Origin of the sequence: Neisseria sp. 19428wB4_WF04 (genome assembly GCF_015235335.1) — a bacterium.
Taxonomy (GTDB): Bacteria; Pseudomonadota; Gammaproteobacteria; order Burkholderiales; family Neisseriaceae; genus Neisseria; species Neisseria musculi.
Map to the genome: position 1 here is coordinate 36,891 of NZ_JADGLG010000010.1, position 22,898 is coordinate 59,788.

The following is a 22,898-nucleotide window of genomic DNA, read 5'->3' on the forward strand; positions in this document are numbered from 1 at the left end:
GCCTGATGATGTTTTCAGACGGCAAACCGGTCCGGTGTGAATACATCAGCCCGGTTTCATTAATAAATATTGTGTGAACAGAAAGATTGTATGATGAACAAAACCCAACTTCACCTGAACAACCTGAAACTGCTGGCCAAAGAGGCCGGCTCGATGGTCGAGCTGGCACGCCGCTGCGGTTACGACAATTCGGCTTCGCTCTCGCAAATCAAACGCCGCCTGGAGCAGCAGTCGGAAGACGAAAACGGCAGGGGCATCCGCCCTTCGCTGTTGGCCAAGCTCGAAGCCGGCATGGGCAAGCGCAAAGGCTGGATGAACCGCGAGCACGATCCTGAAGCAGAACAACGCCGCAAAGAAGTTGCCGCAGCCCGTGCGGCCGCAGCCGGGCAGGCGGAGGGTGCTGCTTCTGCGCCGGCACTTGGTTTCGACTCTGCCGAAGGCCGCACGGCCGTGGTCAGCCGCAATACCTGCGAAACCCAAATTACCGTGGCCGTTAATCTTGACGGTACGGGCAAAAGCCGTTTCGATACCGGCGTGCCTTTCTTGGAGCATATGCTCGACCAAGTTGCCCGCCACAGCCTGATCGACATCGACATCACCTGCAAGGGCGATCTGCATATCGATGACCACCACACTGTAGAAGACATCGGTATCACTTTCGGCCAGGCATTGAAACAGGCGTTGGGTGGCAAAGCGGGCATCCGCCGCTACGGCCATGCCTATGTGCCGCTCGATGAGGCCTTAAGCCGGGTGGTTATCGATTTGTCCGGCCGCCCCGGTTTGGTTTACAACATCGAGTTCACCCGCGCCTTGATCGGGCGGTTTGATGTGGATTTGTTCGGCGAATTTTTCACAGGGTTGGTCAATCACGGCATGATGACGCTGCATATCGATAATTTGAGCGGCAAAAACGCCCACCATCAGGCCGAAACCGTGTTCAAAGCTTTCGGCCGTGCCCTGCGTGCAGCAGTGGAATTTGATCCGCGTATGGGCGGCCGGATACCCTCCACCAAAGGCATGCTCATCGAAGCATAACGGCGGGGCCTGCCTGATTGGAAAATGCCGGGCAATCTGCTGCCGTTGTCTGATTGCGGCGGGAAGTCTGTAATATCTTGATATTGTTATGAAGCCCCTGTTTTACAGTTGCGCCGATAAAATAACGGCTTCTGGCATTTCAGACGGCTCTGCGTATTTTACCGAAATTTCAACCTGCCTTATTTTATGGTGAAACAGAAGCCTAAGGCCGTCTGAATATTCTTTCAGACGGCCTTGAGTTTTCAGAACGCAGGCTGGCGCGGGGATTTTGCAGCCTTGAATCAAAGCCGTTTACATAAAACAGGGGCTGAATAAAATCAGCCCCTGAGCGGTAATGGAGACACGGCAGCCGATAACAGCAGTGGGCGGCAAAGTGCGGCCGCATGATTGCGCAATAAGGGGGAGCCCGTCCGCTTTAAAATCATGGCAAGGCGAAGATTTTACCGGCCGTCTTAAATCCGCTTCATTTCCGTTGCGGCGTTGCCGTGTGCGCTTTAGCCTAAAGTGAACGGTTTTACAAACCGCCCGGGCAGCAACAGAGCCGGTTGCCACTGTTTTCACGGCATGCGGTTTGTGCCTTAAACCGAAAATAAAGCGGGTTGGCTAGATTGCCGTGCGGGCTGATGCGGTGATTGTGGGAAAGCGGCGGCGGTGAAAGGCAGGCGCAACCGCTCCGCAAAACTATGCCGGCGTGCCTTCGGCCTTTTCTCCGCACCCGTCTGCGGCATCGTAGGCCTCCACGATTTTCTGCACCAACGGGTGGCGTACCACATCTTCGCTGGTAAAGGTGTGGAAATACAGCCCTTCGATGCCGGCGAGTTTTTCTCTGGCATCTTTTAAGCCAGATTTGATGTTGCGGGGCAGGTCGATCTGGCTCAAGTCGCCGGTAATCACGGCTTTGGCACCGAAGCCGATGCGGGTTAAAAACATCTTCATCTGCTCGGGTGTGGTGTTTTGCGCCTCGTCTAAAATCACATAGGCACCGTTGAGGGTGCGGCCGCGCATATAGGCCAAAGGGGCGATTTCGATCAGCCCTTTTTCCAACAGCTTGGTTACGCGGTCGAATCCCATCAAATCATAGAGCGCATCGTAGAGCGGGCGCAGATAGGGATCGACTTTCTGAGCCAGATCGCCGGGCAGAAAACCAAGTTTTTCACCGGCTTCCACTGCAGGGCGTACCAAAACAATGCGCTCGATTTGGTGTTTTTCCACCGCATCAACGGCGGCGGCCACGGCTAAATAAGTTTTACCCGTGCCGGCAGGGCCCAGGCCGAACACCACATCGTGATTGAGCAGGGCGCGGATATAGCCGTTTTGGCGCGGTGTACGCCCGCCTATACTGCCGCGCTTGGTGCGCAGATAATATTGTTGGCCGTGGTGTTTTTCTTGGTGGGACGCATCGGCGGTTTTGGCTTCAACAGCGGCAAGTTGGATATCGCTGTCGTCCAAATCACGCTCTCGGGCGGTGTCGGCCAGCGAAAGCAGCGCACGGCGGCCGGCGTGGGCGAGCCCGCCTAAAAGCGTGAAATCGGAAAAGCGGCGGCTGATTTGGATGTCGAGCGCGCGGGCAAGAGTGTTCAGATTGGCATCAAGCGCACCGCAAAGGCGTTGCAGCGCGGCGTTGTCGGTATGTTCCAATTGCAGGCGGACGGTATGGCTCATGTGGCAGGGCAGCTTTCGCGGCAGGTTTGAAGATGGTGGGGTTATAAGGTTTAAGCAGTAAAAAATCAAGGCCGGAGCCTGATAATGAAAGCGCAGATATTCAAACCGACCATTATCTCTGTTTTAGACGGCTCGAACCATCCAAACCAAGCCACTTTACATCATGGCGGCGTTGCGCGCTTTTGCCCCGTTGCGCTGCCTGCGGCACGCCGCTTTGCGCCGGTTTGGTTGCGGGCCCGCTGTGTTTCCGTTGCGGCGTTATCCATACAGCCCGCCGCCCGGTTCCGGAAAGGTGCGGGTTTGCTTGCAGGTTTACTGCAAAGTGAAGGGCAGAACAATCAAACAGGCATCGGGCCGTCTGAAAAGTTTTTATCTTTCAGACGGCCCGATATTTTTGTAGAATCGCGGTTTTTCACCTTTTTGCGCCCCGCCATGACCAACCCGCAACCGCCCCGCGATGCCGAAACGGCAGAACACCAACGCAGCATCCGCAGTTTCGTGCTGCGCCAAGGCCACATGACCGCCGCGCAGCAGCGCGCCATCAACACGCTGTGGCCGCAGTTCGGCCTCGATTACCAAACCGCGCCGGTAGATTTGAATGCCGTGTTCGGCCGCGCCAACCCGAAAGTGTTGGAAATCGGCTTCGGCATGGGCGCAGCCACGGTGGAAATCGCCAAACGGCTGCCGCAAACCGACTTTCTGGCCGTTGATGTGCACGGCCCGGGTGTCGGCAATATTTTGAAATTGATTGACGAGCAAAGCGTGAATAATATCCGCGTGATGCGGCATGACGCCGTAGACGTGGTGGAAAACATGCTCTCCGACAGCTCGCTTGAGGGCATTCATATTTTCTTTCCCGACCCGTGGCACAAAAAACGCCACCACAAACGCCGCCTGATCCAAGCCCCGTTTGTGGACAAGCTGCTGCCCAAGCTCAAACCCGGCGGCTATATCCATCTGGCAACCGACTGGGAAGAATACGCCGTTCAGATGCTGGAAGTGTTAAGCGGTTTCGACAGCCTGCAAAACACCGCCGCCGGCTATGCGCCCACCCCCGGCTACCGCCCCGAAACCAAATTTGAGGCGCGCGGCAGGCGGCTGGGACACGGTGTTTGGGATTTGGTGTTTGTGCGCAAAGCCTAAGCGGCCGACCGAAAGTTATTTGCGCCGCAAACAGAATATGCCGGGCAAACCAAAGATAGTGTGTGAAAGTGTCAATGCCGTTGGTGTATTCTTTCGGCAACAATCAAGCCGTCTGAATGTTTCAGACGGCCTTGCTCTCTGCAATATAGGGCGGAACAAGGCAGCAAAGCCGGAAAACCATGCAGCAAGTGCGCAAACACCCGGTCTGCCGTTTCCGCAGCCGGCAAAAGCCATGTTTTTCAACCACGGGCAGTTTGGTTTTACGGTCTTAGGCCGAATCATCGGGGCTTTCTTGCTTTTTGCCGGCCTTGGCCGCCCAATAAGAAGCCAGCAGCGAGCCGGAAATATTGTGCCACACGCTGAATACCGCGCTGGGCACGGCGGCCAGCGGCGTGAAATAAGCCGATGCCAGCACCGCACCCAAGCCTGAGTTTTGCATACCCACTTCAATGGCCAGTGTTTTTTGCGCACTGAAAGGCAGGCGGCACAGTCTGGCAGCGAGAAACCCCAGCAGATAGCCGATGCCGTTGTGCAGAACCACCACACCCAGAATCAGCAGGCCGCTTTCGAGGATTTTCGGTTTGGCCGCACCCACCACCGCGCCGATAATCAGCACGATGGCCGCCACCGACACCAACGGCAATGCCCCTGCCGCAGCCTCGGCCTGCTTTCTGAACAGCAAATGCGCGGCCACGCCCGCCACCACCGGCAGCAGCACCATTTGGGCAATCGAGCCGAACATCGCGCCGGCAGAAATATCCAGCCACTGGTTGGCCAGCAGGTAGAAAACTGCAGGCGTGAGCACGGGCGCCAGCAGCGTACTCACAGAAGTTACCGCCACCGAAAGCGCCACATCGCCCCGCGCCAGATAGGTGATAACATTAGAAGCCGTGCCGCCGGGGCATGCCCCCACCAAAATCACGCCCACGGCAATTTCAGGCGGCAGATTGAAACCCGCCGCCAACGCATAAGCGGTGAGCGGCATAATCACAAACTGTGCCGCCACCCCCACCAACACCGCTTTCGGATGGCGGCCGAGAATTTTAAAATCGGCAGGCGAGAGCGTCAGCCCCATGCCGAACATCACCACACCCAGCAGCAGCGGAATATGCGGCAGCACCCATTTGAAAGTTTCCGGCGCGGCAAAAGCAATGCCCGCAAACAGTGCCGCCCACAAAGCAAAAGTTTGGCCGACAAAGCGGCTGAAACGGCTCAAAGATTCCATAACATTTTCCAACCAAACAAAAAAGCGCAGCATACGCGCATTTCTAGGCAGGTGAAAGACACGCGCGCAAGCCTGCGCCGTAAACGTTTAAATTTCGGCTATAATTCCAACCTGCCCGCTTTCTTTCAGACGGCCTTCAGAGAATATCCGGCAAATGAACAACCACACCGATTTACTGCACGATAAAATCAGCAACAGCGGCTATATCCGCCTGATTCGCGATAACAGCCGCAACTTCAGCGCCGCCGAACACGCCCTGCTGCGGGAAATACTCGGCAGTTTCGAATTTGATGCCGTGCAGGCGCAGGCATTGGCGCAGGCAGTGGTGCAGCAGGCGCGTTTCGACCCCAACGCCCTGCACATTGGCAGCGATGACGAAGACACCGCCGGCATTTGTCCCCACTGCATCAACCCGCCCATGCCGCCGCTGCGCGACTATCTGGTTTGGCGGCAGCGCACCGCCGGGCAATCCAAAAGGCCGTCTGAAACCCCGCCGATACGCTTTTAAACCAATGCACAACGGCAGGCTGCAAACACGATAACCCGTGCAAGGCCGACACCATTATTATAATGGCCGGGCAGGCCGGTCATAATAATACGCCCCGCCTTCAGACGGCCTCTAACAACACGCAAACACCTATGCTGCAAACCGACAATCTTTCCGCTGCCCAACCGCAACGCATCATCACCGCGCAAAGCATCTCCGCCCAAGAAGAGCTGCTCGAACGCGCCCTGCGTCCGAAAACCCTGGCCGACTATATCGGGCAGGCCAAAGCCAAAGAGCAGTTGGCGATTTTTATCGCCGCCGCCAAAAAACGCGGCGAGGCACTCGACCACACCCTGCTGTTCGGCCCGCCCGGCCTGGGCAAAACCACGCTGGCGCACATCATTTCCAAAGAATTGGGCGTAAACCTGCGCCAAACCAGCGGCCCCGTGATCGAGCGCGCCGGCGATTTGGCTGCCCTGCTCACCAATCTCGAGCCGCACGATGTGTTGTTTATCGATGAAATCCACCGCTTAAGCCCCGTGGTAGAAGAAATCCTCTACCCCGCGTTGGAAGACTACCAGCTCGACATTATGATAGGCGAAGGCCCCGCTGCCCGCTCGGTGAAAATCGACCTGCCGCCGTTTACGCTGGTGGGTGCCACCACCCGCGCCGGCATGCTCACCAACCCGCTGCGCGACCGCTTCGGCATCGTGTCGCGGCTGGAGTTTTATGAAACAGCCGACCTGGCCACCATCGTTACCCGCTCCGCCCAACTGCTGCAGCTGAATATGGGCGAAGAAGGCGCGCTGGAAGTTGCCCGCCGCAGCAGGGGAACGCCGCGCATCGCCAACCGCCTGCTGCGGCGCGTGCGCGATTATGCCGAAGTGAAAAACGGCGGCCTGATCGATGCGGCCACCGCCGATGCTGCTTTGGGTATGCTCGATGTGGATTCGGAAGGCCTCGATGTGATGGACAGAAAATTTCTCGAAGCCGTTATCGGCAAATTCGGCGGCGGCCCGGTGGGGTTGGACAACATCGCCGCCGCCATCGGCGAATCCACCGACACCATCGAAGACGTTATCGAACCCTATCTGATCCAGCAGGGCTTTTTGCAGCGCACCCCGCGCGGGCGCACCGCCACCGAACGCAGCTATCTGCATTTCGGGCTGAAAACCGAAAAAACCTAGTCGAACCAAAGCCACACCAAACGGCACCGCGTCCTTGATTAAAGCGCGCAAACCGCCAAAGCGGCAACGGCCCCGCCACCCTGCCGCCCATACTGCCTGCGGTTACGCTGCCATGTTCAAGCCGTGCGGAAAACCCCGCCCCGATAAAATTTCAGACGGCTTGCGGTGCGGAAAACCTCCGTTTTCCGTATTGTTTGCATTTTACGTTTTCCACCCATATACCCGTTTGAGGATGTTTGCCGGGCGTGCCGCAAGACAGTAAAACCGCACAGTTTCGAGCATGGCAAAAACCAAGCCATTGTTTCCGCTAAAAAACACAAGCCGTTTGGCCTGGCGGAGGTAAGCAGCCCAACCCAACCTTTACCGACAACCCAAAGTCCTTTGCAAAACAAATTTCCGGAGCCGTTTTCAGGCCGTCTGAAATGCTGAAAAACCCTGTTTTACAGATTTGCCGGCCCACCCGCATTCCCGGCAGGCGTGTAAAGCCGGCAGGAAGCCGTTTTCAGGCAGCAGCCCGGCTGTTGCAAAGGTTTCAACATTTTTTCTATTGACACCAACCGCCATGTTTACATCCGCCGACTCTGATTTCGACCGCCGCCATATCTGGCATCCCTACACTTCCATCACCGCCCCGCTGCCCGTTTATCCCGTTGCGCGCACCGAAGGCGTGTATATCGAGCTTTCAGACGGCCGCAGGCTGATAGACGGCATGTCGTCGTGGTGGTGTGCACAACACGGCTACAACCACCCCGAGCTGGCCGCTGCCGCGCAACGGCAGCTCGAAACCATGCCCCATGTGATGTTTGGCGGGCTCACCCACCAACCCGCCGTGCGCCTGTGCCGCAGCCTGAAAACCATGCTGCCAGCCAACCTCGACTGCATTTTTCTGGCCGACTCCGGCTCGGTGGCGGTGGAGGTGTCGCTGAAAATGGCTCTGCAATACTGGCACGCGCGCGGTGAAGCGCGCAGCAAATTTCTCACCATCGAGCGCGGCTACCACGGCGACACCTTCGGTGCCATGAGCGTGTGCGACCCCGTTAATTCGATGCACAGCCTCTACCGCAGCTTTCTGCCCGAACACATCTTCGCCCCCGCCCCGCAAAGCCGCTTTAACGGCGAATGGCTGCCCGGCGACATCATTGCGTTTCAGACGGCCTTAGCGCAAAACCACCGCAGCATTGCCGCCGTGATACTCGAGCCCATCGTGCAGGGCGCGGGCGGTATGCGCATCTACCACCCCGAATTTTTGCGGCAGGTGCGCGCCTTGTGCGATGAATACGGCATCTTGCTGATTTTAGACGAAATCGCCACCGGTTTCGGCCGCACCGGCAAACTGTTTGCCTGCCAACACGCCCAAGTGCAGCCCGACATCATGTGCATCGGCAAAGCCCTCACCGGCGGCATGATGACGCTCTCCGCCGCCGCCGCTGCCCGCCGTGTGGCCGAAACCGTGTGCAGCGGCGAAGCCGGCGTGTTTATGCACGGCCCCACCTTTATGGCCAACCCGCTGGCCTGCGCCGTGGCCGAAGCCAATATGCAGATCTTGCAGCGCAACCAATGGCCGCAGCAGGTGGCCGCCATCGAGCGGCATTTTCAGACGGCCTTATCAAGCCTGGCCGGCCACCCCAATGTAGCCGATGTGCGCATCATCGGCGCAGTCGGCGTGGTCGAAACCCGCCACCCCGCCGATATGGCCGCCATGCAGAAATTTTTTGTAGAGCAAGGCGTGTGGATCAGGCCGTTCGGCAAACTGATCTACCTGATGCCGCCCTTTATCACAGCCCCGCAGCAGATGCTCAAACTCACCGGTGCCGTGGCAGCGGCCGTTGGCGAAAACAGGCTGTTCCGGCAGCCCTAACCCGCGCCGGCAGGGCAGAACCGATGTAAAACCGATGCAGCCGGCGGGTATGGTTCCGCGCGCACCCGGCAAAAGTTCCGTAAAACAGCCGGATAAAGATGCGGATCAAAACACAGCGGCGCGGTCGGGGCAGACATGGCAACAGGACGGGGCAGATTCGCCTTTTTGACACAAGGCAGCAAACCGCAGACCGTGCAGGCAGTACGGAACCGTTTCTGCCGCCGCATCAACTGCCGGCAAAACCGCCTTCTTTAAGCCAAAGTGCAGTACCGTAACGGAAGGGAGAGAAGCCGGAACACAATGCCCGCGCCAGGCCGTTTGGCAAAAATCTTAGGCCGGGGTTTCCTGCAAAAACTACCTTCAGGCCGTCTGAAAGCTTTCAGCACCGCCATTGCCGCAATACCGCCATTCCCGTGCAGATGGGAACCCAGATGAAAATACACAAACCAATCCGCTATAATCAGGCAGTGCGCAATGCCTGCACCAAACCGTTTTGCAAAAAATCTCAGGCCGCAGCCCGTTGCAAAAATACCTTCAGGCCGTCTGAAAGGCTTAAATACCGTTATCGGCTCGGCAAGCTTGCGAAGCCGATAGCGGCAGATAAACGTGTGATGTTTTGTTGCATGCGGGGTAGAAAAATCCAGCATTGTTTACATTTTTCGTTTTTTGCCTGAAGCCCCGTTTGGGGGTTTTCGAGGATTGTCGAACCTGCCGAAAGGCACGGCAGGGCGGCATGTTTTTTGGGTATACACGCAAATCACAAAACCGCCGTTTCAGCAAAAACAAAAGCTTTCCGGCAAAAAAAGTGTAAACAGCCCGGCCTTTTTCAACATAATCAATCAGGCCGTCTGAAAGCATTATCTCTCTCCGAAACCTATTCCCACCGAAAGGAACACCATGAATCTGGCCGAAACCCGCCTCAGCTCCGAGCCGATTTTCAAAGGCTCGTTTATCGACATCGCCCGCGACACCGTGCGCCTGCCCAACGGCAACGAAAGCACCCGCGTGGTGATTCGCCACCCCGGTGCCGCCTGCGTGCTGGCCGTTACGGGCAACGGCGAAGTGGTGCTGGTGCGCCAATGGCGTTACGCCTGCGGCCGCGCCCTGCTCGAGCTGCCCGCCGGCAAACTCGATGCCGGCGAAAACCCTGCCGCCTGCGCCCTGCGCGAATTGGCTGAAGAAACGCCCTACACCGCCGACAGCGTGAAACTGCTCCACACTTTCTACACTGCCCCCGGCTTCTGCGATGAAGTGATGTATCTCTACCAAGCCGAAGGCGTGCGCGAAGGCAGCACCCTGAAAAACGATGAAGACGAGCTCACCGAAACCGTGCTGATGAGCCGCGAAGCCGTTAAAACTGCTCTGCAAAACAATGAAATTGCCGATGCCAAAACATTGGCGGGATTGCAATATTGGCTGCTGAACAGTTGATTTTGGATTTCGGCGAAGCCCAAAAAAACACTGTAAAACGTTACCCAGCCCGCGTGGGAATAACGATGGCTGAATCTTTCAGACGGCCTGAACGAATTTTGCAAAGGTTTCGGCATTGGGCATTTCAAAAGGCTCCGTGCGTTTTGACCCCAACGCCGGCCTAGGCAGTTGGAAAAGCACCCGAGGCCGTCTGAAAACATTCAGACGGCCTCGGGTTAATGGAGGGCAAAAATCAACAGCCTGCTTGTTTTCTGAGGGGCAGCGGTTTTTTGAACGGTGTCTAAATGCTTTGTCGGGCAGGTTTTTGGCGTTTGCGGTTTTCTTTTATGTGTTGCCGGTGTGTGGTTTGATATCGGATAGGGTTTGCGGGCGGCGGGCAGATATTGTGTGATGGCGGATTGACTTAACTTCCGCTACAGCGTTGCTGCGCCTTGCTGCTTTCTATCGAAGTCATTGAATCTGCTGTAGAAATGATTGGAGAGATAAAAGCTTGGGGCAGGCGGCGGTTGGCGGCGGCATAAAAAAATCAGGTTTTCCAAGAGAGGAAAACCTGACGGGTTGTTGTGGCGGCCTTTGCGGCTGTATGCGCCTTTGCCTTTTTTGTTTTTAAACACCTTGTGGCGGAAGAGATTGGATTTAACAAGGGCTTTCAAGGCGTTATCTTGAATTTTGCCTTTGTTGGTTTCGATTTTGCGTTTGCTCATTTTGGTTGAACCATATATGTTTTCAGACGGCCCGCATTTTAGCACAAGGCCGTCTGAAAGAGATATAACGCTATGTTTCAACAGGGCAATAATGTTGTAAAACAGTTGGCCGGCGTTTAGAAACGCCGCTTCAGATGGCAGGCCTGCATAATGTTTACGGCCAATTCTTCCACCGATTTGTCGGTGGTGTTGGTGAACGGGATATTGTGGGTGCGGAACATGGCCTGTGCATCGGCAACCTCGCGCCTGCAGGTGTTGAGCTGCGAATAGGTGGAATCGGGGCGGCGTTCGTGGCGTATGGCCTGAAGGCGCTCGGGCAGAATGGTGAGGCCGTAGAGTTTGTGTTTGTGGGGTTTGACCATGCGCGGCAGATCGCTGCTTTCCAAATCATCCGGGGTGAGCGGATAGTTGGCGGCGCGTATGCCGTATTGCAGCGCGAGATACAGGCAGGTGGGGGTTTTGCCCGAGCGCGACACGCCCATCAGAATCACATCGGCGTCTTTCAAATCTTTGCCGCTGATGCCGTCGTCGTGGTTGAGCGAAAAATTCACCGCTTCCATGCGCGCATCGTAACGCTGGGTGTCGCCGATGCCGTGGGTGCGGCCGACCGAATGGCGGGCGGTCAGCCCCAGTTCGCGCTCTATGGTGCCGAGAAAAGCATCGAAAAAGCTCAAATGCAGCCCTTCGCAATTTTTAATGATACTGCGGATTTCGTCATTGATGATGCTGGTGAACACCAGCGGGCGCAGGCCGCTTTCGGCTGCGGCGGCATTGATAATCCGTACTGCTGCACGGGCTTTGTCGGGCGTGTCCACAAAAGGATAGGTGGCACGCTTGAAGCTGATGCCTTCAAACTGGTCGAGCAGAGCCTCGCCCATGCTCTCCGATGTGATACCGGTGCGGTCGGAAATAAAAAAAGCAGAACGGCGCGCCATGGTGTTCCTCTCAAACTGCCCAATAAAGGGGTGGGTTGCGGGTCAAAATATCTACCATCATACTACATAATATTCCGGCAACAAACCGTTTCGGCTGAATTGGAAACCGGCTGCAACGGCCTGACTACAAACTGTTACAATAAAATAACTATATTTTTTAAACACACATTTCATTCAGCGAGTGGGGGTTTATTGGCATTTTATGCCGATTATTTTGCCTTGAGCAGGCGGCAAGATTTTGTTAACTTATTTCAAGCCCCATATTTAACAAGGGTTAAGGAAAAAACAACAACGGATTATCATATTGTTTCATGGTGCTACACGGTGCGTTGGCGGCAATTTTTTCAGACGGCCGCAGTGCCTGCCTGCATAAAAATACATGACACTACACGCCCGAGTGGTTAGAATACCGCTGCGGATTCATTTCTTTTTTTAACTTGTTAATGGACTGAAAACATGGCTGCAAATTACGTGATTTGGTTTGAAAACCTGCGCATGACCGATGTGGAAAGCGTGGGCGGTAAAAATGCCTCTTTGGGCGAAATGATCAGCCGGCTTACCGAAAAAGGTGTGCGCGTGCCGGGCGGTTTTGCCACCACTGCCGAAGCCTACCGTGCTTTTTTGGCGCACAACGGCCTGAGCGGGCGTATTTCCGCCGCTTTGGCTGCTTTGGATGTAGAAGATGTTACCGAGCTTGCGCGTGTGGGCAAAGAAATCCGCCGGTGGATTTTAGACACGCCTTTTCCCGCAGAGCTGGATGCAGCCGTTGAAGAAGCCTGGAACAAAATGGTGGCCGATGCCGGCAGCAGTGAAATTTCGGTAGCGGTGCGCTCTTCGGCCACGGCCGAAGACCTGCCCGATGCTTCGTTTGCCGGGCAACAAGAAACCTTCTTAAACATCAACGGGCTGGAAAACGTTAAAGAAGCCATGAAACACGTTTTCGCCTCACTGTATAACGACCGCGCCATTTCCTACCGCGTGCACAAGGGTTTTGCGCACGACATCGTGGCTTTGTCGGCAGGTGTGCAGCGCATGGTACGCTCCGACAGCGGTGCGGCCGGCGTGATGTTTTCTATCGACACCGAAAGCGGTTTCGACCAAGTGGTGTTTGTAACCTCTTCATACGGCCTCGGCGAAACCGTGGTGCAGGGTGCGGTGAATCCCGATGAATTTTATGTGCACAAACCTACACTGAAAGCCGGCAAGCCCGCCATTTTGCGCAAAACCATGGGTTCCAAGCTGATTAAAATGACCTTCACCGACCAGGCGCAGGCAGGCAAATCGGTGCAGGTGGTGGAGGTGCCCGAAGCCGACCGCAAAGCCTTTTCGATTTCCGATGAGGAAATCACCGAATTGGCCAAATATGCGCTGATTATTGAAGAACATTACGGCCGCCCGATGGATATCGAATGGGGACGCGATGGTGTGGACGGCAAACTTTATATTCTGCAGGCGCGCCCTGAAACCGTTAAATCGCAGGAAGACGGCACCCGCAGCCTGCGCCGCTACAGCATAGGCGGTCAAAAGAAAATCTTGTGCGAAGGCCGCGCCATCGGCCAGAAAGTCGGCCAGGGCAAAGTGCGCCTGGTGCGCGATATATCGCAGATGGAGAGCGTGCAGGCCGGCGATGTGCTGGTTACCGATATGACCGACCCCGATTGGGAGCCGGTGATGAAACGCGCTTCGGCCATTGTAACCAACCGTGGCGGCCGCACCTGCCACGCCGCCATTATTGCCCGCGAGTTGGGCATTCCCGCCGTGGTGGGCAGCGGCGATGCAACCTCAACCCTTTCAGACGGCCAGGAAGTAACCGTGTCTTGTGCAGAGGGCGACACAGGCTTTATTTATGAGGGCCTGCTGGATGTGGAAGTAACCGATATCGCTTTGGACAATATGCCCAAATCGCCGGTAAAAATCATGATGAATGTGGGCAATCCCGAGCTGGCATTCAGCTTCTCCGGCCTGCCCAACGAAGGCATCGGCTTGGCGCGGATGGAATTTATCATCAACCGCCAAATCGGCATCCACCCCAAAGCACTGCTTGAGTTTGACCGCCAAGATGCCGGCTTGCAGGAAGAAATCCGCGAGCGCATTGCCGGTTATGCTTCACCGGTGGATTTTTATGTGGACAAAATCGCCGAGGGCGTGGCCACGTTGGCGGCATCGGTTTACCCGCGCAAAGTGATAGTGCGCATGTCTGATTTCAAATCCAACGAGTATGCCAACCTGCTGGGCGGCAGCCTGTACGAGCCGCACGAAGAAAACCCGATGTTGGGCTTTCGCGGTGCCGCCCGCTATGTTTCAGACGATTTCAAAGAATGCTTTGCACTGGAATGCCGTGCGCTCAAATATGTGCGTGATGAAATGGGGCTGACCAATGTGGAAATCATGATTCCGTTCGTGCGCACCCTGGGCGAAGCCGAGGCCGTGGTGAAGGCCTTGAAAGAAAACGGCTTGGAGCGGGGTAAAAACGGCCTGCGCCTGATTATGATGTGCGAGCTGCCGAGCAATGCCCTGCTGGCTGAGCAGTTTCTGCAATATTTCGATGGTTTCTCCATCGGCTCCAACGATATGACCCAGCTCACCCTGGGCGTCGACCGCGACAGCGGCGGTGCGATTGCCGGCACGTTCGATGAGCGCAATCCCGCTGTGAAAGTGATGCTGCATCTGGCCATCTCGGCCTGCCGCAAACACAACAAATATGTCGGCATCTGCGGCCAAGGCCCGTCTGACCACCCCGATTTTGCCAAATGGCTGGTGCAGGAGGGCATTGAAACCATCTCGCTCAACCCCGACACCGTGATTGAAACCTGGCTGTATTTGGCGAAAGAATTGAACCAATAAGGCCGTTTGAAAACCAAACCGCCGTATCTGCGATGAAGATACGGCGGTTTCTGCTTTGGTTTGGCGGCGGTAATGAACGCACACATTTTTCGTGCGAAGCACAAGCTGCGGGCGGCAATACTGCCAAGCTGTTTTACAACCGAGGCAGCATCGGCCTGCCCTTGGCCGTCTGAAATGTTTCAGACGGCCTGAGACTTAGCCGGATGATTTTTTCAGACAACTTTTCAAATCACTGAAAAACTGCGGTTCGAGTTTGACCAAATAAGCAATCAGCGGCAGATTGCCCGCCGCCACCGTCAGATAAAGCAGGGTGATGCTGTCAAACAGCCACAGCAGGGCGGCGCTCAAGAGGGCGGCAGTAACCATAAACAGACCGTTTACGATATTGTTGGCGGCTACGGCATGGGCGCGGAAAGCATCGCTGCTGGCGGTTTGCAGCCAAGTGTAGAGCGGCACCGAGAAAAAGCCGCCGAAAAAGCCGATGGCAACCATGGCAAGGATAACGGGGTAAGCGTTGGCCTGCGACAAAAACCAGCCCAAGCCTTGCAGTTCGGTAAAGTGCCGGCCGTGCGTGAGCCAAACCAGCACCAGCCCGCTGACGGTGAGGCCGAGTGCGCCAACCACCACCCATCCCAAGTGCAGCCGCCGGTGGCTGGCTTTGGCGCACAGCAGGGAGCCGGCGGCGATGCCGACAGAAAACAGCGTCAGCATCAGATTGAACACATTATCGTTGCCGCCCAGATGGATTTGCGTGAACGTGGGCAGTTGGGTGGTATAGACCGAGCCGACAAACCAAAACCACGAAATGCCGATGATGGCGGCGCAGAGTTTGCGTTGGGCGAAGGTTTCTTCCAGCAGCACCCAAGTGCCTTTGGCGATGTTGGGTTCGAGGCGGGCGGCAGGGTTTTTGGCGGGTACAGACGGCATAAACAGGCTGGTAAGCGTGCCTGCCGCCGCCACTGCCACCACCATGATGCCGATGATGTGCGGCGGAATGCCCGCCACGGCGGTGCCGAGAATCTGGCCGGACAAAATCGCCAAAAACGTGCCCGATTCAATCAGGCTGTTGCCCATAATCAGCTCTTTATCGTTGAGATAATCGGGCAGTATGGCATATTTCAGCGGGCCGAACAGGGTGGATTGCGCGCCCATGCAAAACAGGCAGAACAGCAGCAGGGGGGCGGAGCGGATATAAAAGCCAAACGCTGCCGCCGCCATTACCGCGATTTCCAACAGTTTGACCGCGCGGGCGAGTTTGGCTTTGTCGAACTTGGTGCTCAGTTGCCCCGAAATGGCCGAAAACAGAAAATAGGGCAGGATAAACAGCAGCGCACCGAGATTGAGCATCTGGCCGGCGGGCAGAAAATCGTTCTGCCCCAGGCCGTAGAAACTGATCATCACAAACAGCGCGGTTTTAAACAGATTGTCGTTGAACGCGCCGAGAAACTGCGTGCCGAAAAGCGGGGCAAAGCGGCGGCTGGTGGAGAAATCCAGGTTGTCTTTAAGGCTCATTTTGCTGCGTTTCCCAAGGTTTGCCGGCATCCGGCCGGTCGGTAGAATCATCGTCCATCAAGATGCGGTGTGCCGGGCCTTCCAAATCGTCAAACTGGCCGCTTTTGCCCGACCACCAGAAAAAATAGGCAATCAGAAAGGCCAGAATAATGCTGATGGGTATCAGAATAAACACGCTTTCCATCACAGGGTTCCCGTTAAATCGTTGAGCAGCAGCGTTTGGCCGGCAAGAGTGAGGTATTCGCCGCGTATGCGGCCGAGGGCGGCATTGTCGTCAAACAGGGCGACATGGTCTTTTTCGAGTGCCCAATAAAGCGGCGCTGCGGCGTTTTGGCAGGCCGCAAGCGCGCGCACGGCGGCGGTCGGCGGCGGCAGGTTTTCGCTTTGCAGCTTCACGGCGAAACGCCCGCTTTGCGGCGGGTTTTCGGATTCATTGTCGGGCAGCATGATAAAAAAGCCCAAATGATCGCCCTCTTGGGTGTGGATACTGAAATAATGCATATGTTCAGACGGCCTTTTGCAGATGGGGTAATGTAACAGTTTGTGTGCGGGATAAAAAGGGGAAAATACGCAGAAACAAGGTGTTTTGCTTTTCAGACGGCCTGCATGGTATTTGCCGTCCGGCACTTAAAACATCTGCGTCATGCTTTGGCGCGGTCCGGCCGTCTTTTGTTGTTTCATAACTTTCCGGCAAATCGAGATACTCGGGTCAAGCCCGAGTATGGCGGAGTCGGGCGTTTCAGACGGCCTGAATGGTTTTGGCCGTCTGAAACATTTGCAGCCTTATTGGGGTTTGCTGGCCAAAATATTGATCACTTTTTTCGGCACGGCGGCGGGCAGTATGGTTTCGCCGTTTTCTGCTCTGCGGCCGTCTGAAAACCGTGGCGGCAGGATTTCTTTATCGAAAGCCAAATCGCCGCCGTGTTTCAGTTTCTGGCCGCGCTGCAAGCCGGCAAAGTCAAACAAACCGGTGTCGGCCAAGTGAGAGGGCACCACGTTTTGCAGCGCGGCAAACATACTCTCGATGCGGCCGGGAAAGCGCTTGTCCCAATCTTGCAGCATTTCTTTAATGACCTGCCGTTGCAGGTTGGGCTGCGAGCCGCACAAGTTGCAGGGGATAATCGGAAACTGCTTCAGCTCGGCATAACGTGCCAAGTCTTTTTCTTTCACATACGCCAGCGGGCGGATAACGATGTGTTCGCCGTTGTCGCTCACCAGTTTGGGCGGCATGGCTTTTAGTTTGCCGCCGTAAAACATATTCAGAAACAGGGTTTCGAGAATATCGTCGCGGTGGTGGCCCAGCGCGATTTTGGTGCAGCCCGATTCTTTGGCCGCGCGGTAAAGCACGCCCCGGCGCAGGCGGCTGCACAGCGAGCAGGTGGTTTTGCCTTCTCCGATCACGCGTTTGACCACAGAATAAGTGTCTTCTTCGATGATTTTATACGGCACGCCGATGCTTTGGAGATATTCAGGCAAAACATGCTCGGGAAAACCGGGCTGTTTTTGATCGAGATTGACGGCCAGCAGATCGAAATCCACCGGCGCAGATGCCTGCAGCTGGCGCAGAATATCCAAAAGCGCATAGCTGTCTTTGCCGCCCGAGAGGCATACCATGATTTTGTCGCCGTTTTCAATCATGTTGAAATCGTTTACGGCATCGCCGACAGCATGGCGCAAACGTTTGTTCAATTTATTGTTTTCGAGTTCGTGTTTGGGTTTTCTAGACATGGCGGAAAACGGGCTGGAAAAAGCCGTGATTATACCCAAAAACCGGGAAGGCCGTCTGAAAACAAGCGGCGGAAACCAGATGAGGCGCGGCTTTTCGGGCAGTTTTTTCGGGCAGTTAAAGTGAAACCGTACCGGCACGGTTCCGGCATCATATACCGGCGTAGTGCCGAACAGGCGGCAAGCGGCACCCGGCCGTTCGGACGGCCTGACAAACCTTCGGCCGCTGGGCTATAATCCCAACCCGGTTTGTTTCCACAGGCTACGGAAGAGCTTTATGAAAAAGATTTTATCGGCTGCCGCCGTGATGCTGGCGGCCGGCTGCGGTTTTCATCTGAAAGGCACAGGCGGCATCTCCGGCGCGCTGCCTTACCCGTCTTGGTATATAGCCAACGGCCAATCCATGCAGCGGCCGCTCGAAAACGCCTTGCGCCGCGCCGGCGGCAAACCGGTGCAGGCATCCGAAGCACAGGCCACGGTAACGGTAAACCATATCGGCACCCGCCGCGATGTGTTCACCGTTACCCGCGCAGCAGTCATCAACGAATACCTGCTGGTGTTGCAGGTGCAGGCGCAGGCCTATGCCGGCGGCAGAGCGCTGGGTGAGCCGGTAACGGTGCAGGTGGCGCGCAAAATCGATTATTCCGACAGCGAAGTGCTGGGCAAGGCCGAAGAAGAAAACACCGTTTGGGAAGAAATGCGTGCCGATGCCGCCGGGCAGATTGTTACCCGGCTGACTTTTCTGAAAGCGCAGTAATGGCGGCAGCAGACACCGGCGGATTTTCGCCCGATCAGCCGCTCAAATCCCTGTATGTGATACACGGCGAAGAAGACCTGCTGCGTGTGGAGGCGTTGGACAACCTGCGCGCCGCCGCCAAAAAGCAGGGCTATCTCAACCGCGAAGTCTATACCGCCGACAACAGTTTCGATTGGAACGAACTTCTGCAGTCGGCAGGCAGCATGGGGCTGTTTGCCGATTTGAAACTGTTGGAAATCCATATCCCTAGTGGCAAACCCGGCAAAAACGGCGGCGATGCGCTGCAAACGCTGGCCGCGCGCCTGCCCGAAGACACAGTAACCGTGGTGGTGCTGCCCAAGCTGGAGCGCGCCCAAACCCAGGCCAAATGGTTTGCTTCGCTGGCGGCGCACGGTGTGGTGCTGGAAGCCAAAGCCGTTACCGGTGCCGCGCTGCCGCAATGGATACGCAGCCGTCTGAACCGCCTCAATCTCGATATCGAAGCCGATGCGCTGGCATTATTTGCCGAGCGTGTAGAAGGCAACCTGCTGGCCGCCAAACAGGAAATCGACAAACTCGCACTGCTGCACCCGGCAGGACATTTAGTCGATCTGGCCGATGCCGAAGCTGCCGTTGCCAATGTGGCCCGTTTTGATGTGTTCCAGCTTGCCGGCGCATGGATGGGCGCAGATGCCCCCCGCGTAGCGCGCCTGCTCGACAGTTTGGAGGCGGAAGGCGAAGAGCCCGTGTTGCTGCTGTGGGCAGTGGCCGAAGATGTCCGCACCCTTATCCGCCTTGCCGCCGCGCTGAAACAGGGGCAGAGCGTGCAGGCCGTACGCAACAGTCTGCGTCTGTGGGGTGAGCGGCAGACACTCGCGCCGGCCGCACTCAAACGCATCGGTGCCGCCCGCCTGATTGAAGCCCTGCAAACCTGCGCCCGTATCGACCGCATCATCAAAGGCGCAGAAGCCGGCAATGCATGGAGCGAGTTCAAACAATTGGTTACGGGATTGGCACGATAAAGCTATAATGCCGTGCGCCTGAAGCTGAAAGGCCGTCTGAAAAAATTTTACCGTGCAACAACTGTTTTTCAGACGGCCGCCGCAGGTTGATAGTGCTGCCGCAAAGCGACAAACCGTAGGCACCTATCGCGCACGTATCACCCAACCGGTTTTATACCGCTTCGCAGCTTGCAAAACCTTCTTTGAGGGCAGGGCGTGTACGCCGCAGCGCAGCCATCCGCTATAGCGGTTCAATGCAAACCGACACGGTATTCATCCGCTTGGACATACTTGATATTAGCCGCAGCCTGCCATCTTGCCTTTATTGAATTTAATCTATATCGAACCGTGAAGATGATGATAAGGAATACACATGGATAACAAAACCAAACTCCGCCTGGGCGGCTTGGCCGTTTTAGCCACAGCCGTGCTGAGCCTGATATTCGTTTTATTCACCGACTCATGGCCGGTGGCCATTGTGTTGGCCGTTGCCGTAATGGCGGGCGTAATCGGCGGCATGATTTGGACAACGCGCCGCCAGCAGCGCCAGTTTCTCGAGCGTCTGAAAAAATTCGATATTGATCCCGAAAAAGGCCGCGTCAATGAAGCCAACCTGCGCCGAATGTACCACACCGGCGGCCAGGCACAAAAAGACGCCGTTACCGTTATCTGCCTGTCGCAGAAATGCTCGGTGGAGGAGGCGCACGCCATGATGAAAAACCGACCGACCCGCCAACAGATGAACCAAATGGTGCAACAGCAGATGAAAGGACAACGCAGGCCACACCGCTGATAAAGTGTGCTTCAACAGCCAAAGGCCGCTTAACATTCACCCAACAAGTGCAGCCCTCCACCAACAGAAAAGGCCGGTATGCGACAGCATACCGGCCTTTTTCGGCAGGAAAAATGGCAATATGGCCTGCGCACAACCGACCTTCAGAACCACGATATTGTATTTCCGAACACTACCGCATGCAACCAGACTTAGCCAAACCGCACAAACCATCAGCTGCACCTTCCACACCGGCTGCCAAATAAGGCATTCCGTCAGAGCAACATACCGTTCTCGTCAAGTGCTGCAATACAGTAATGCCCAAAAGCAAAACAAACCGCACGGAAAATGACGGATTCCGTCCAACAGACTGTTGCAGAGCCGATTATCCGGAAGCACAGCTCTGCGTCCGGCCGTTAGCCGACACAAAGGCATCAAACGGCACCGTTTACCGTTATCCCGCCAAAGATCGCAAAACGGCGGCAGCCTTGTCCGCGTACCGTTTCCAAACCATAGTGCAGGAAGGCAGCCGCGCGTGGATTAAAGCCAAAGCACCGGGGCGGAAGGGCATTGGAGGTTGCCCGGCCATTGTCGGCGGCAAAGCGCGCAGCGGCGGTTTGAAAACGGGCGCATCATCGGCAGGAGCCGGAAAAGCGGGCTGCCGCAGCCGGGAAAAAAACCAAATTCACCGTCATCCGCAAAGCCGCCGATTTCAAAGCAAAAGATACGGCTGTCCGCGTGCCGAAACCGTTCGACAACATGCTTCACACCGGACAACGGCAAAGCATTTTACCGGCACCCGGTCTCGCCCAGGCATCGGAGACGAAGCCTCTGCTGCCGGTGCCCTTTTGGGAAAAGGGTTGGAGGAGAACACCAACAGGCTGATACGCCGATACTTTCCGAAAGGAACGGATTTCAGCAAAGCGGTGGGGCAGACAGATTAAGGTGAAGCCGTACCGATAAATCAACGTGATTTTTGAACTAAACCGTTTTTAATTTTGTTTCACGGTGCAACATGATTTCAAATCCTGCCAAACAAAGGCAGGATTTTTGGCTCCCGTCGAAACTATGCGCTGGGATTGTTCGGTTCTTTTCACCGTGTACAGCCTTATCTGTTTATCGGATAAACAAACACCTGTCAACTATCCTACAAAACCCGTCCGGGGAACGGGGGATGGCACTCCAAAACCGGGTCTGTTTGTTGCAGAGTGCCCCGCTTTACCATACAGCCCGGCCCAACCCGGATGTTATGCAAACCACCGCAAAAGTACACCGGTTTTTTTACCGGCATAAACACTCCCAACGTGAAACCGTCCGGTTCGAATGGAGTGCCGGCGGCCGTCTGTCCGGCCGGTCAAACCGTCAAGGCGGAGGCCGCCCGTTTGCGCTTATGCCGCTGCCCGTCCCGATCGGAACGCCGACAGCTTGACGGATGCGTACAACCGTGCCTTTGCTTTCTCCGGCGGCGTACCCGCCCGCGGCATCTGCGGCAATACCAACACTGCCGGGCAAAGGCGGGGAGCGGGAGTTTGACGGGCGGTTTGCCGGATGATCCCCCGCTTTCCGATTGAGTCGGGATGGTGCGGACAATGGAGGCTCCAACCTGCACCGGCTTTTCCCGTGTTTTTTCTGCCCGCACACCCGCGTCCGGCCGGGAAAAGGCCGGGTAATGCGGCAGACGCGCTGCCTGCGCGAAAGAGTGTTTTAACCGGCTGCGGTTTGATTCCCGCACGCCAACCCATAATGACCTGCAACAGCAATATATCAATACATTCGGCCGGTGACGCGGCACAACCATTCAGAATACGGTCAGTCCGTTACCGGGGAGACAGGAAAAAGAAAAACATGCGTTGGCTGCTTTCTGTTTTTCAGACGGCCGAACCTGCCGGCAGGATACGGCACGGGCGGAAAAGCCAGCAGTGCACGGAGATATGCCGGCACGGGGGCTGGGGGCCGCATCGTCCGCCTGCCGGCGGCGCCGGTCGTCTGAAACGGGCCGGGCAGCAGCATCGGTACGGCTTGCCGGTTCTTGGCGGGCTGGGTTGTCTGCCGTTTGTCCGCAAAGGCGGCGGGTTGCCGTTTTACCCGATGGGGTACACGAAAAGACCAACGCTGCCATACCTGTACCCCCGGTTTTTGGCGGACGGGAGAAGCTGTTTTATGGGTGAAAAGACGGCCGGCTCATTATCAAAACGACTGATTTACTTAGGTATTTTTGAGTCTAGCCATGATTTTTAACCAGATGAAATACTACCGATAAGGCGGCTCAATTTTCAGACTGCAACTGTGGCTTGGGTTTGGACGATTGACAGCGTTTCAGGCATCGGCTCATAAACAATTAAATCCCACGGGGCAATTTCGTGGTCTATGTCCAAATCAAAACCGTGCATGGATGGAATTTTGGCGTGGGTAACGATTTGAGGGTGGAGATCAAAATCGAAACAGCTCAATGTTTCTTTGATAGCCATACGCGCTGTTTTTATCAAGAAGTGGCATTCTGAACTGCATCCAAAGTTAGACAGCTTAATCAAGCGGTTTTCAAGGGCTGAATCCTGTACTGTACAGGGCTCAGTCCTTTTAATTTCAGCTTGGTTCTGTCGTGGTGGTAATAATGAATATACTCATGCAAAGCTGCTGCAAT

Annotated in this window: 21 protein-coding genes and 1 pseudogene; 11 read left to right on the top strand and 11 right to left on the bottom strand. The window is 55.9% G+C overall.

Annotated features, from left to right (window positions below):
• Positions 1 to 93: 93 nt before the first annotated feature.
• Complete coding sequence (gene hisB / locus IR141_RS04035) at positions 94 to 1,035, top strand: imidazoleglycerol-phosphate dehydratase HisB (RefSeq protein ID WP_135034404.1); 942 nt, start codon at positions 94 to 96, stop codon at positions 1,033 to 1,035.
• Between the two features lie 681 nt (positions 1,036 to 1,716).
• Here the strand turns inward: hisB and IR141_RS04040 are convergent.
• Complete coding sequence (locus tag IR141_RS04040; RefSeq protein ID WP_135034381.1) at positions 1,717 to 2,697, bottom strand: PhoH family protein; 981 nt, start codon at positions 2,695 to 2,697, stop codon at positions 1,717 to 1,719.
• Positions 2,698 to 3,129: 432 nt separating this feature from the next.
• Between IR141_RS04040 and trmB the strand changes: the two genes are divergently transcribed.
• Positions 3,130 to 3,840, top strand: coding sequence for a tRNA (guanosine(46)-N7)-methyltransferase TrmB (gene trmB, locus IR141_RS04045; protein ID WP_135034405.1), 711 nt, complete (start codon positions 3,130 to 3,132; stop codon positions 3,838 to 3,840).
• 268 nt (positions 3,841 to 4,108) lie between these two features.
• Here the strand turns inward: trmB and IR141_RS04050 are convergent, their stop codons facing one another.
• Complete coding sequence (locus tag IR141_RS04050) at positions 4,109 to 5,065, bottom strand: bile acid:sodium symporter family protein (protein ID WP_135034382.1); 957 nt, start codon at positions 5,063 to 5,065, stop codon at positions 4,109 to 4,111.
• 154 nt (positions 5,066 to 5,219) lie between these two features.
• On the opposite strand from IR141_RS04050, the gene IR141_RS04055 reads away from it, so the two are divergent.
• The 3 genes from IR141_RS04055 to bioA all read left to right on the top strand — a co-directional run bounded on the left by IR141_RS04055 (position 5,220) and on the right by bioA (position 8,597).
• On the top strand, positions 5,220 to 5,573 hold the full coding sequence (locus IR141_RS04055; protein WP_135034383.1) for a hypothetical protein: 354 nt from the start codon (positions 5,220 to 5,222) through the stop codon (positions 5,571 to 5,573).
• 131 nt (positions 5,574 to 5,704) lie between these two features.
• Positions 5,705 to 6,739: a Holliday junction branch migration DNA helicase RuvB gene (gene ruvB / locus IR141_RS04060; protein ID WP_135034384.1), complete on the top strand. Its 1,035-nt coding sequence runs from the start codon at positions 5,705 to 5,707 to the stop codon at positions 6,737 to 6,739.
• Between the two features lie 562 nt (positions 6,740 to 7,301).
• Positions 7,302 to 8,597, top strand: coding sequence for an adenosylmethionine--8-amino-7-oxononanoate transaminase (gene bioA / locus IR141_RS04065; protein WP_135034385.1), 1,296 nt, complete (start codon positions 7,302 to 7,304; stop codon positions 8,595 to 8,597).
• Between the two features lie 251 nt (positions 8,598 to 8,848).
• Here bioA and IR141_RS04070 read toward each other — a convergent pair whose 3' ends face one another.
• On the bottom strand, positions 8,849 to 9,244 hold the full coding sequence (locus IR141_RS04070) for a hypothetical protein (protein ID WP_135034386.1): 396 nt from the start codon (positions 9,242 to 9,244) through the stop codon (positions 8,849 to 8,851).
• A 250-nt stretch (positions 9,245 to 9,494) separates the two neighbouring features.
• On the opposite strand from IR141_RS04070, the gene IR141_RS04075 reads away from it, so the two are divergent.
• Positions 9,495 to 10,028, top strand: coding sequence for an NUDIX hydrolase (locus tag IR141_RS04075; RefSeq protein WP_135034387.1), 534 nt, complete (start codon positions 9,495 to 9,497; stop codon positions 10,026 to 10,028).
• 413 nt (positions 10,029 to 10,441) lie between these two features.
• Here IR141_RS04075 and IR141_RS04080 read toward each other — a convergent pair whose 3' ends face one another.
• Both IR141_RS04080 and IR141_RS04085 read right to left on the bottom strand, forming a co-directional pair.
• A complete protein-coding gene (locus tag IR141_RS04080) occupies positions 10,442 to 10,732 on the bottom strand; it encodes a ribosome alternative rescue factor ArfA (protein WP_135034388.1) in 291 nt (96 codons plus the stop codon).
• 116 nt (positions 10,733 to 10,848) lie between these two features.
• Positions 10,849 to 11,667 carry a pyruvate, water dikinase regulatory protein gene (locus tag IR141_RS04085; protein ID WP_135034389.1) on the bottom strand — a complete coding sequence of 273 codons (819 nt, stop codon included), beginning with the start codon at positions 11,665 to 11,667 and terminating at the stop codon, positions 10,849 to 10,851.
• Between the two features lie 456 nt (positions 11,668 to 12,123).
• Between IR141_RS04085 and ppsA the strand changes: the two genes are divergently transcribed.
• Entirely contained in the window at positions 12,124 to 14,511 is a 2,388-nt protein-coding gene (gene ppsA, locus IR141_RS04090) for a phosphoenolpyruvate synthase (protein ID WP_135034390.1), read from the top strand.
• A gap of 195 nt (positions 14,512 to 14,706) precedes the next feature.
• On the opposite strand, the gene IR141_RS04095 is transcribed toward ppsA, so the two are convergent.
• The 4 genes from IR141_RS04095 to ttcA all read right to left on the bottom strand — a co-directional run bounded on the left by IR141_RS04095 (position 14,707) and on the right by ttcA (position 17,751).
• Complete coding sequence (locus tag IR141_RS04095; RefSeq protein WP_135034391.1) at positions 14,707 to 16,023, bottom strand: MFS transporter; 1,317 nt, start codon at positions 16,021 to 16,023, stop codon at positions 14,707 to 14,709.
• Positions 16,013 to 16,207: a cbb3-type cytochrome oxidase assembly protein CcoS gene (ccoS, locus tag IR141_RS04100; protein ID WP_167743037.1), complete on the bottom strand. Its 195-nt coding sequence runs from the start codon at positions 16,205 to 16,207 to the stop codon at positions 16,013 to 16,015. Before ccoS ends, IR141_RS04095 begins: the two co-directional genes overlap by 11 nt.
• Positions 16,207 to 16,524 carry a hypothetical protein gene (locus IR141_RS04105; RefSeq protein ID WP_135034406.1) on the bottom strand — a complete coding sequence of 106 codons (318 nt, stop codon included), beginning with the start codon at positions 16,522 to 16,524 and terminating at the stop codon, positions 16,207 to 16,209. Before IR141_RS04105 ends, ccoS begins: the two co-directional genes overlap by 1 nt.
• A 282-nt stretch (positions 16,525 to 16,806) precedes the next feature.
• Entirely contained in the window at positions 16,807 to 17,751 is a 945-nt protein-coding gene (ttcA, locus tag IR141_RS04110) for a tRNA 2-thiocytidine(32) synthetase TtcA (RefSeq protein WP_135034393.1), read from the bottom strand.
• Positions 17,752 to 18,025: 274 nt separating this feature from the next.
• Here ttcA and lptE point away from each other — a divergent pair, with 274 nt between their 5' ends.
• From lptE to IR141_RS04130, 4 genes are all read left to right on the top strand, one after another.
• A complete protein-coding gene (lptE, locus tag IR141_RS04115; RefSeq protein ID WP_135034394.1) occupies positions 18,026 to 18,505 on the top strand; it encodes an LPS assembly lipoprotein LptE in 480 nt (159 codons plus the stop codon).
• Positions 18,505 to 19,506 (top strand): DNA polymerase III subunit delta, encoded by a 1,002-nt coding sequence (gene holA / locus IR141_RS04120; protein WP_135034395.1) that lies wholly within the window; start codon positions 18,505 to 18,507, stop codon positions 19,504 to 19,506. Before lptE ends, holA begins: the two co-directional genes overlap by 1 nt.
• Positions 19,507 to 19,858: 352 nt before the next feature.
• Positions 19,859 to 20,278, top strand: coding sequence for a LapA family protein (locus IR141_RS04125; RefSeq protein ID WP_135034396.1), 420 nt, complete (start codon positions 19,859 to 19,861; stop codon positions 20,276 to 20,278).
• Between the two features lie 467 nt (positions 20,279 to 20,745).
• The gene (locus IR141_RS04130) at positions 20,746 to 21,201 is read left to right on the top strand and encodes a hypothetical protein (RefSeq protein WP_135034397.1); all 456 of its coding nucleotides are present in this window, start codon (positions 20,746 to 20,748) and stop codon (positions 21,199 to 21,201) included.
• A 1,374-nt stretch (positions 21,202 to 22,575) separates the two neighbouring features.
• Here IR141_RS04130 and IR141_RS04135 read toward each other — a convergent pair.
• Both IR141_RS04135 and IR141_RS04140 read right to left on the bottom strand, forming a co-directional pair.
• Positions 22,576 to 22,737: pseudogene (locus IR141_RS04135) on the bottom strand (RNA polymerase subunit sigma); the annotation flags it as partial.
• 47 nt (positions 22,738 to 22,784) lie between these two features.
• On the bottom strand, positions 22,785 to 22,898 hold a 114-nt coding region (locus IR141_RS04140), incomplete at its 5' end, for an IS3 family transposase (protein ID WP_135034346.1).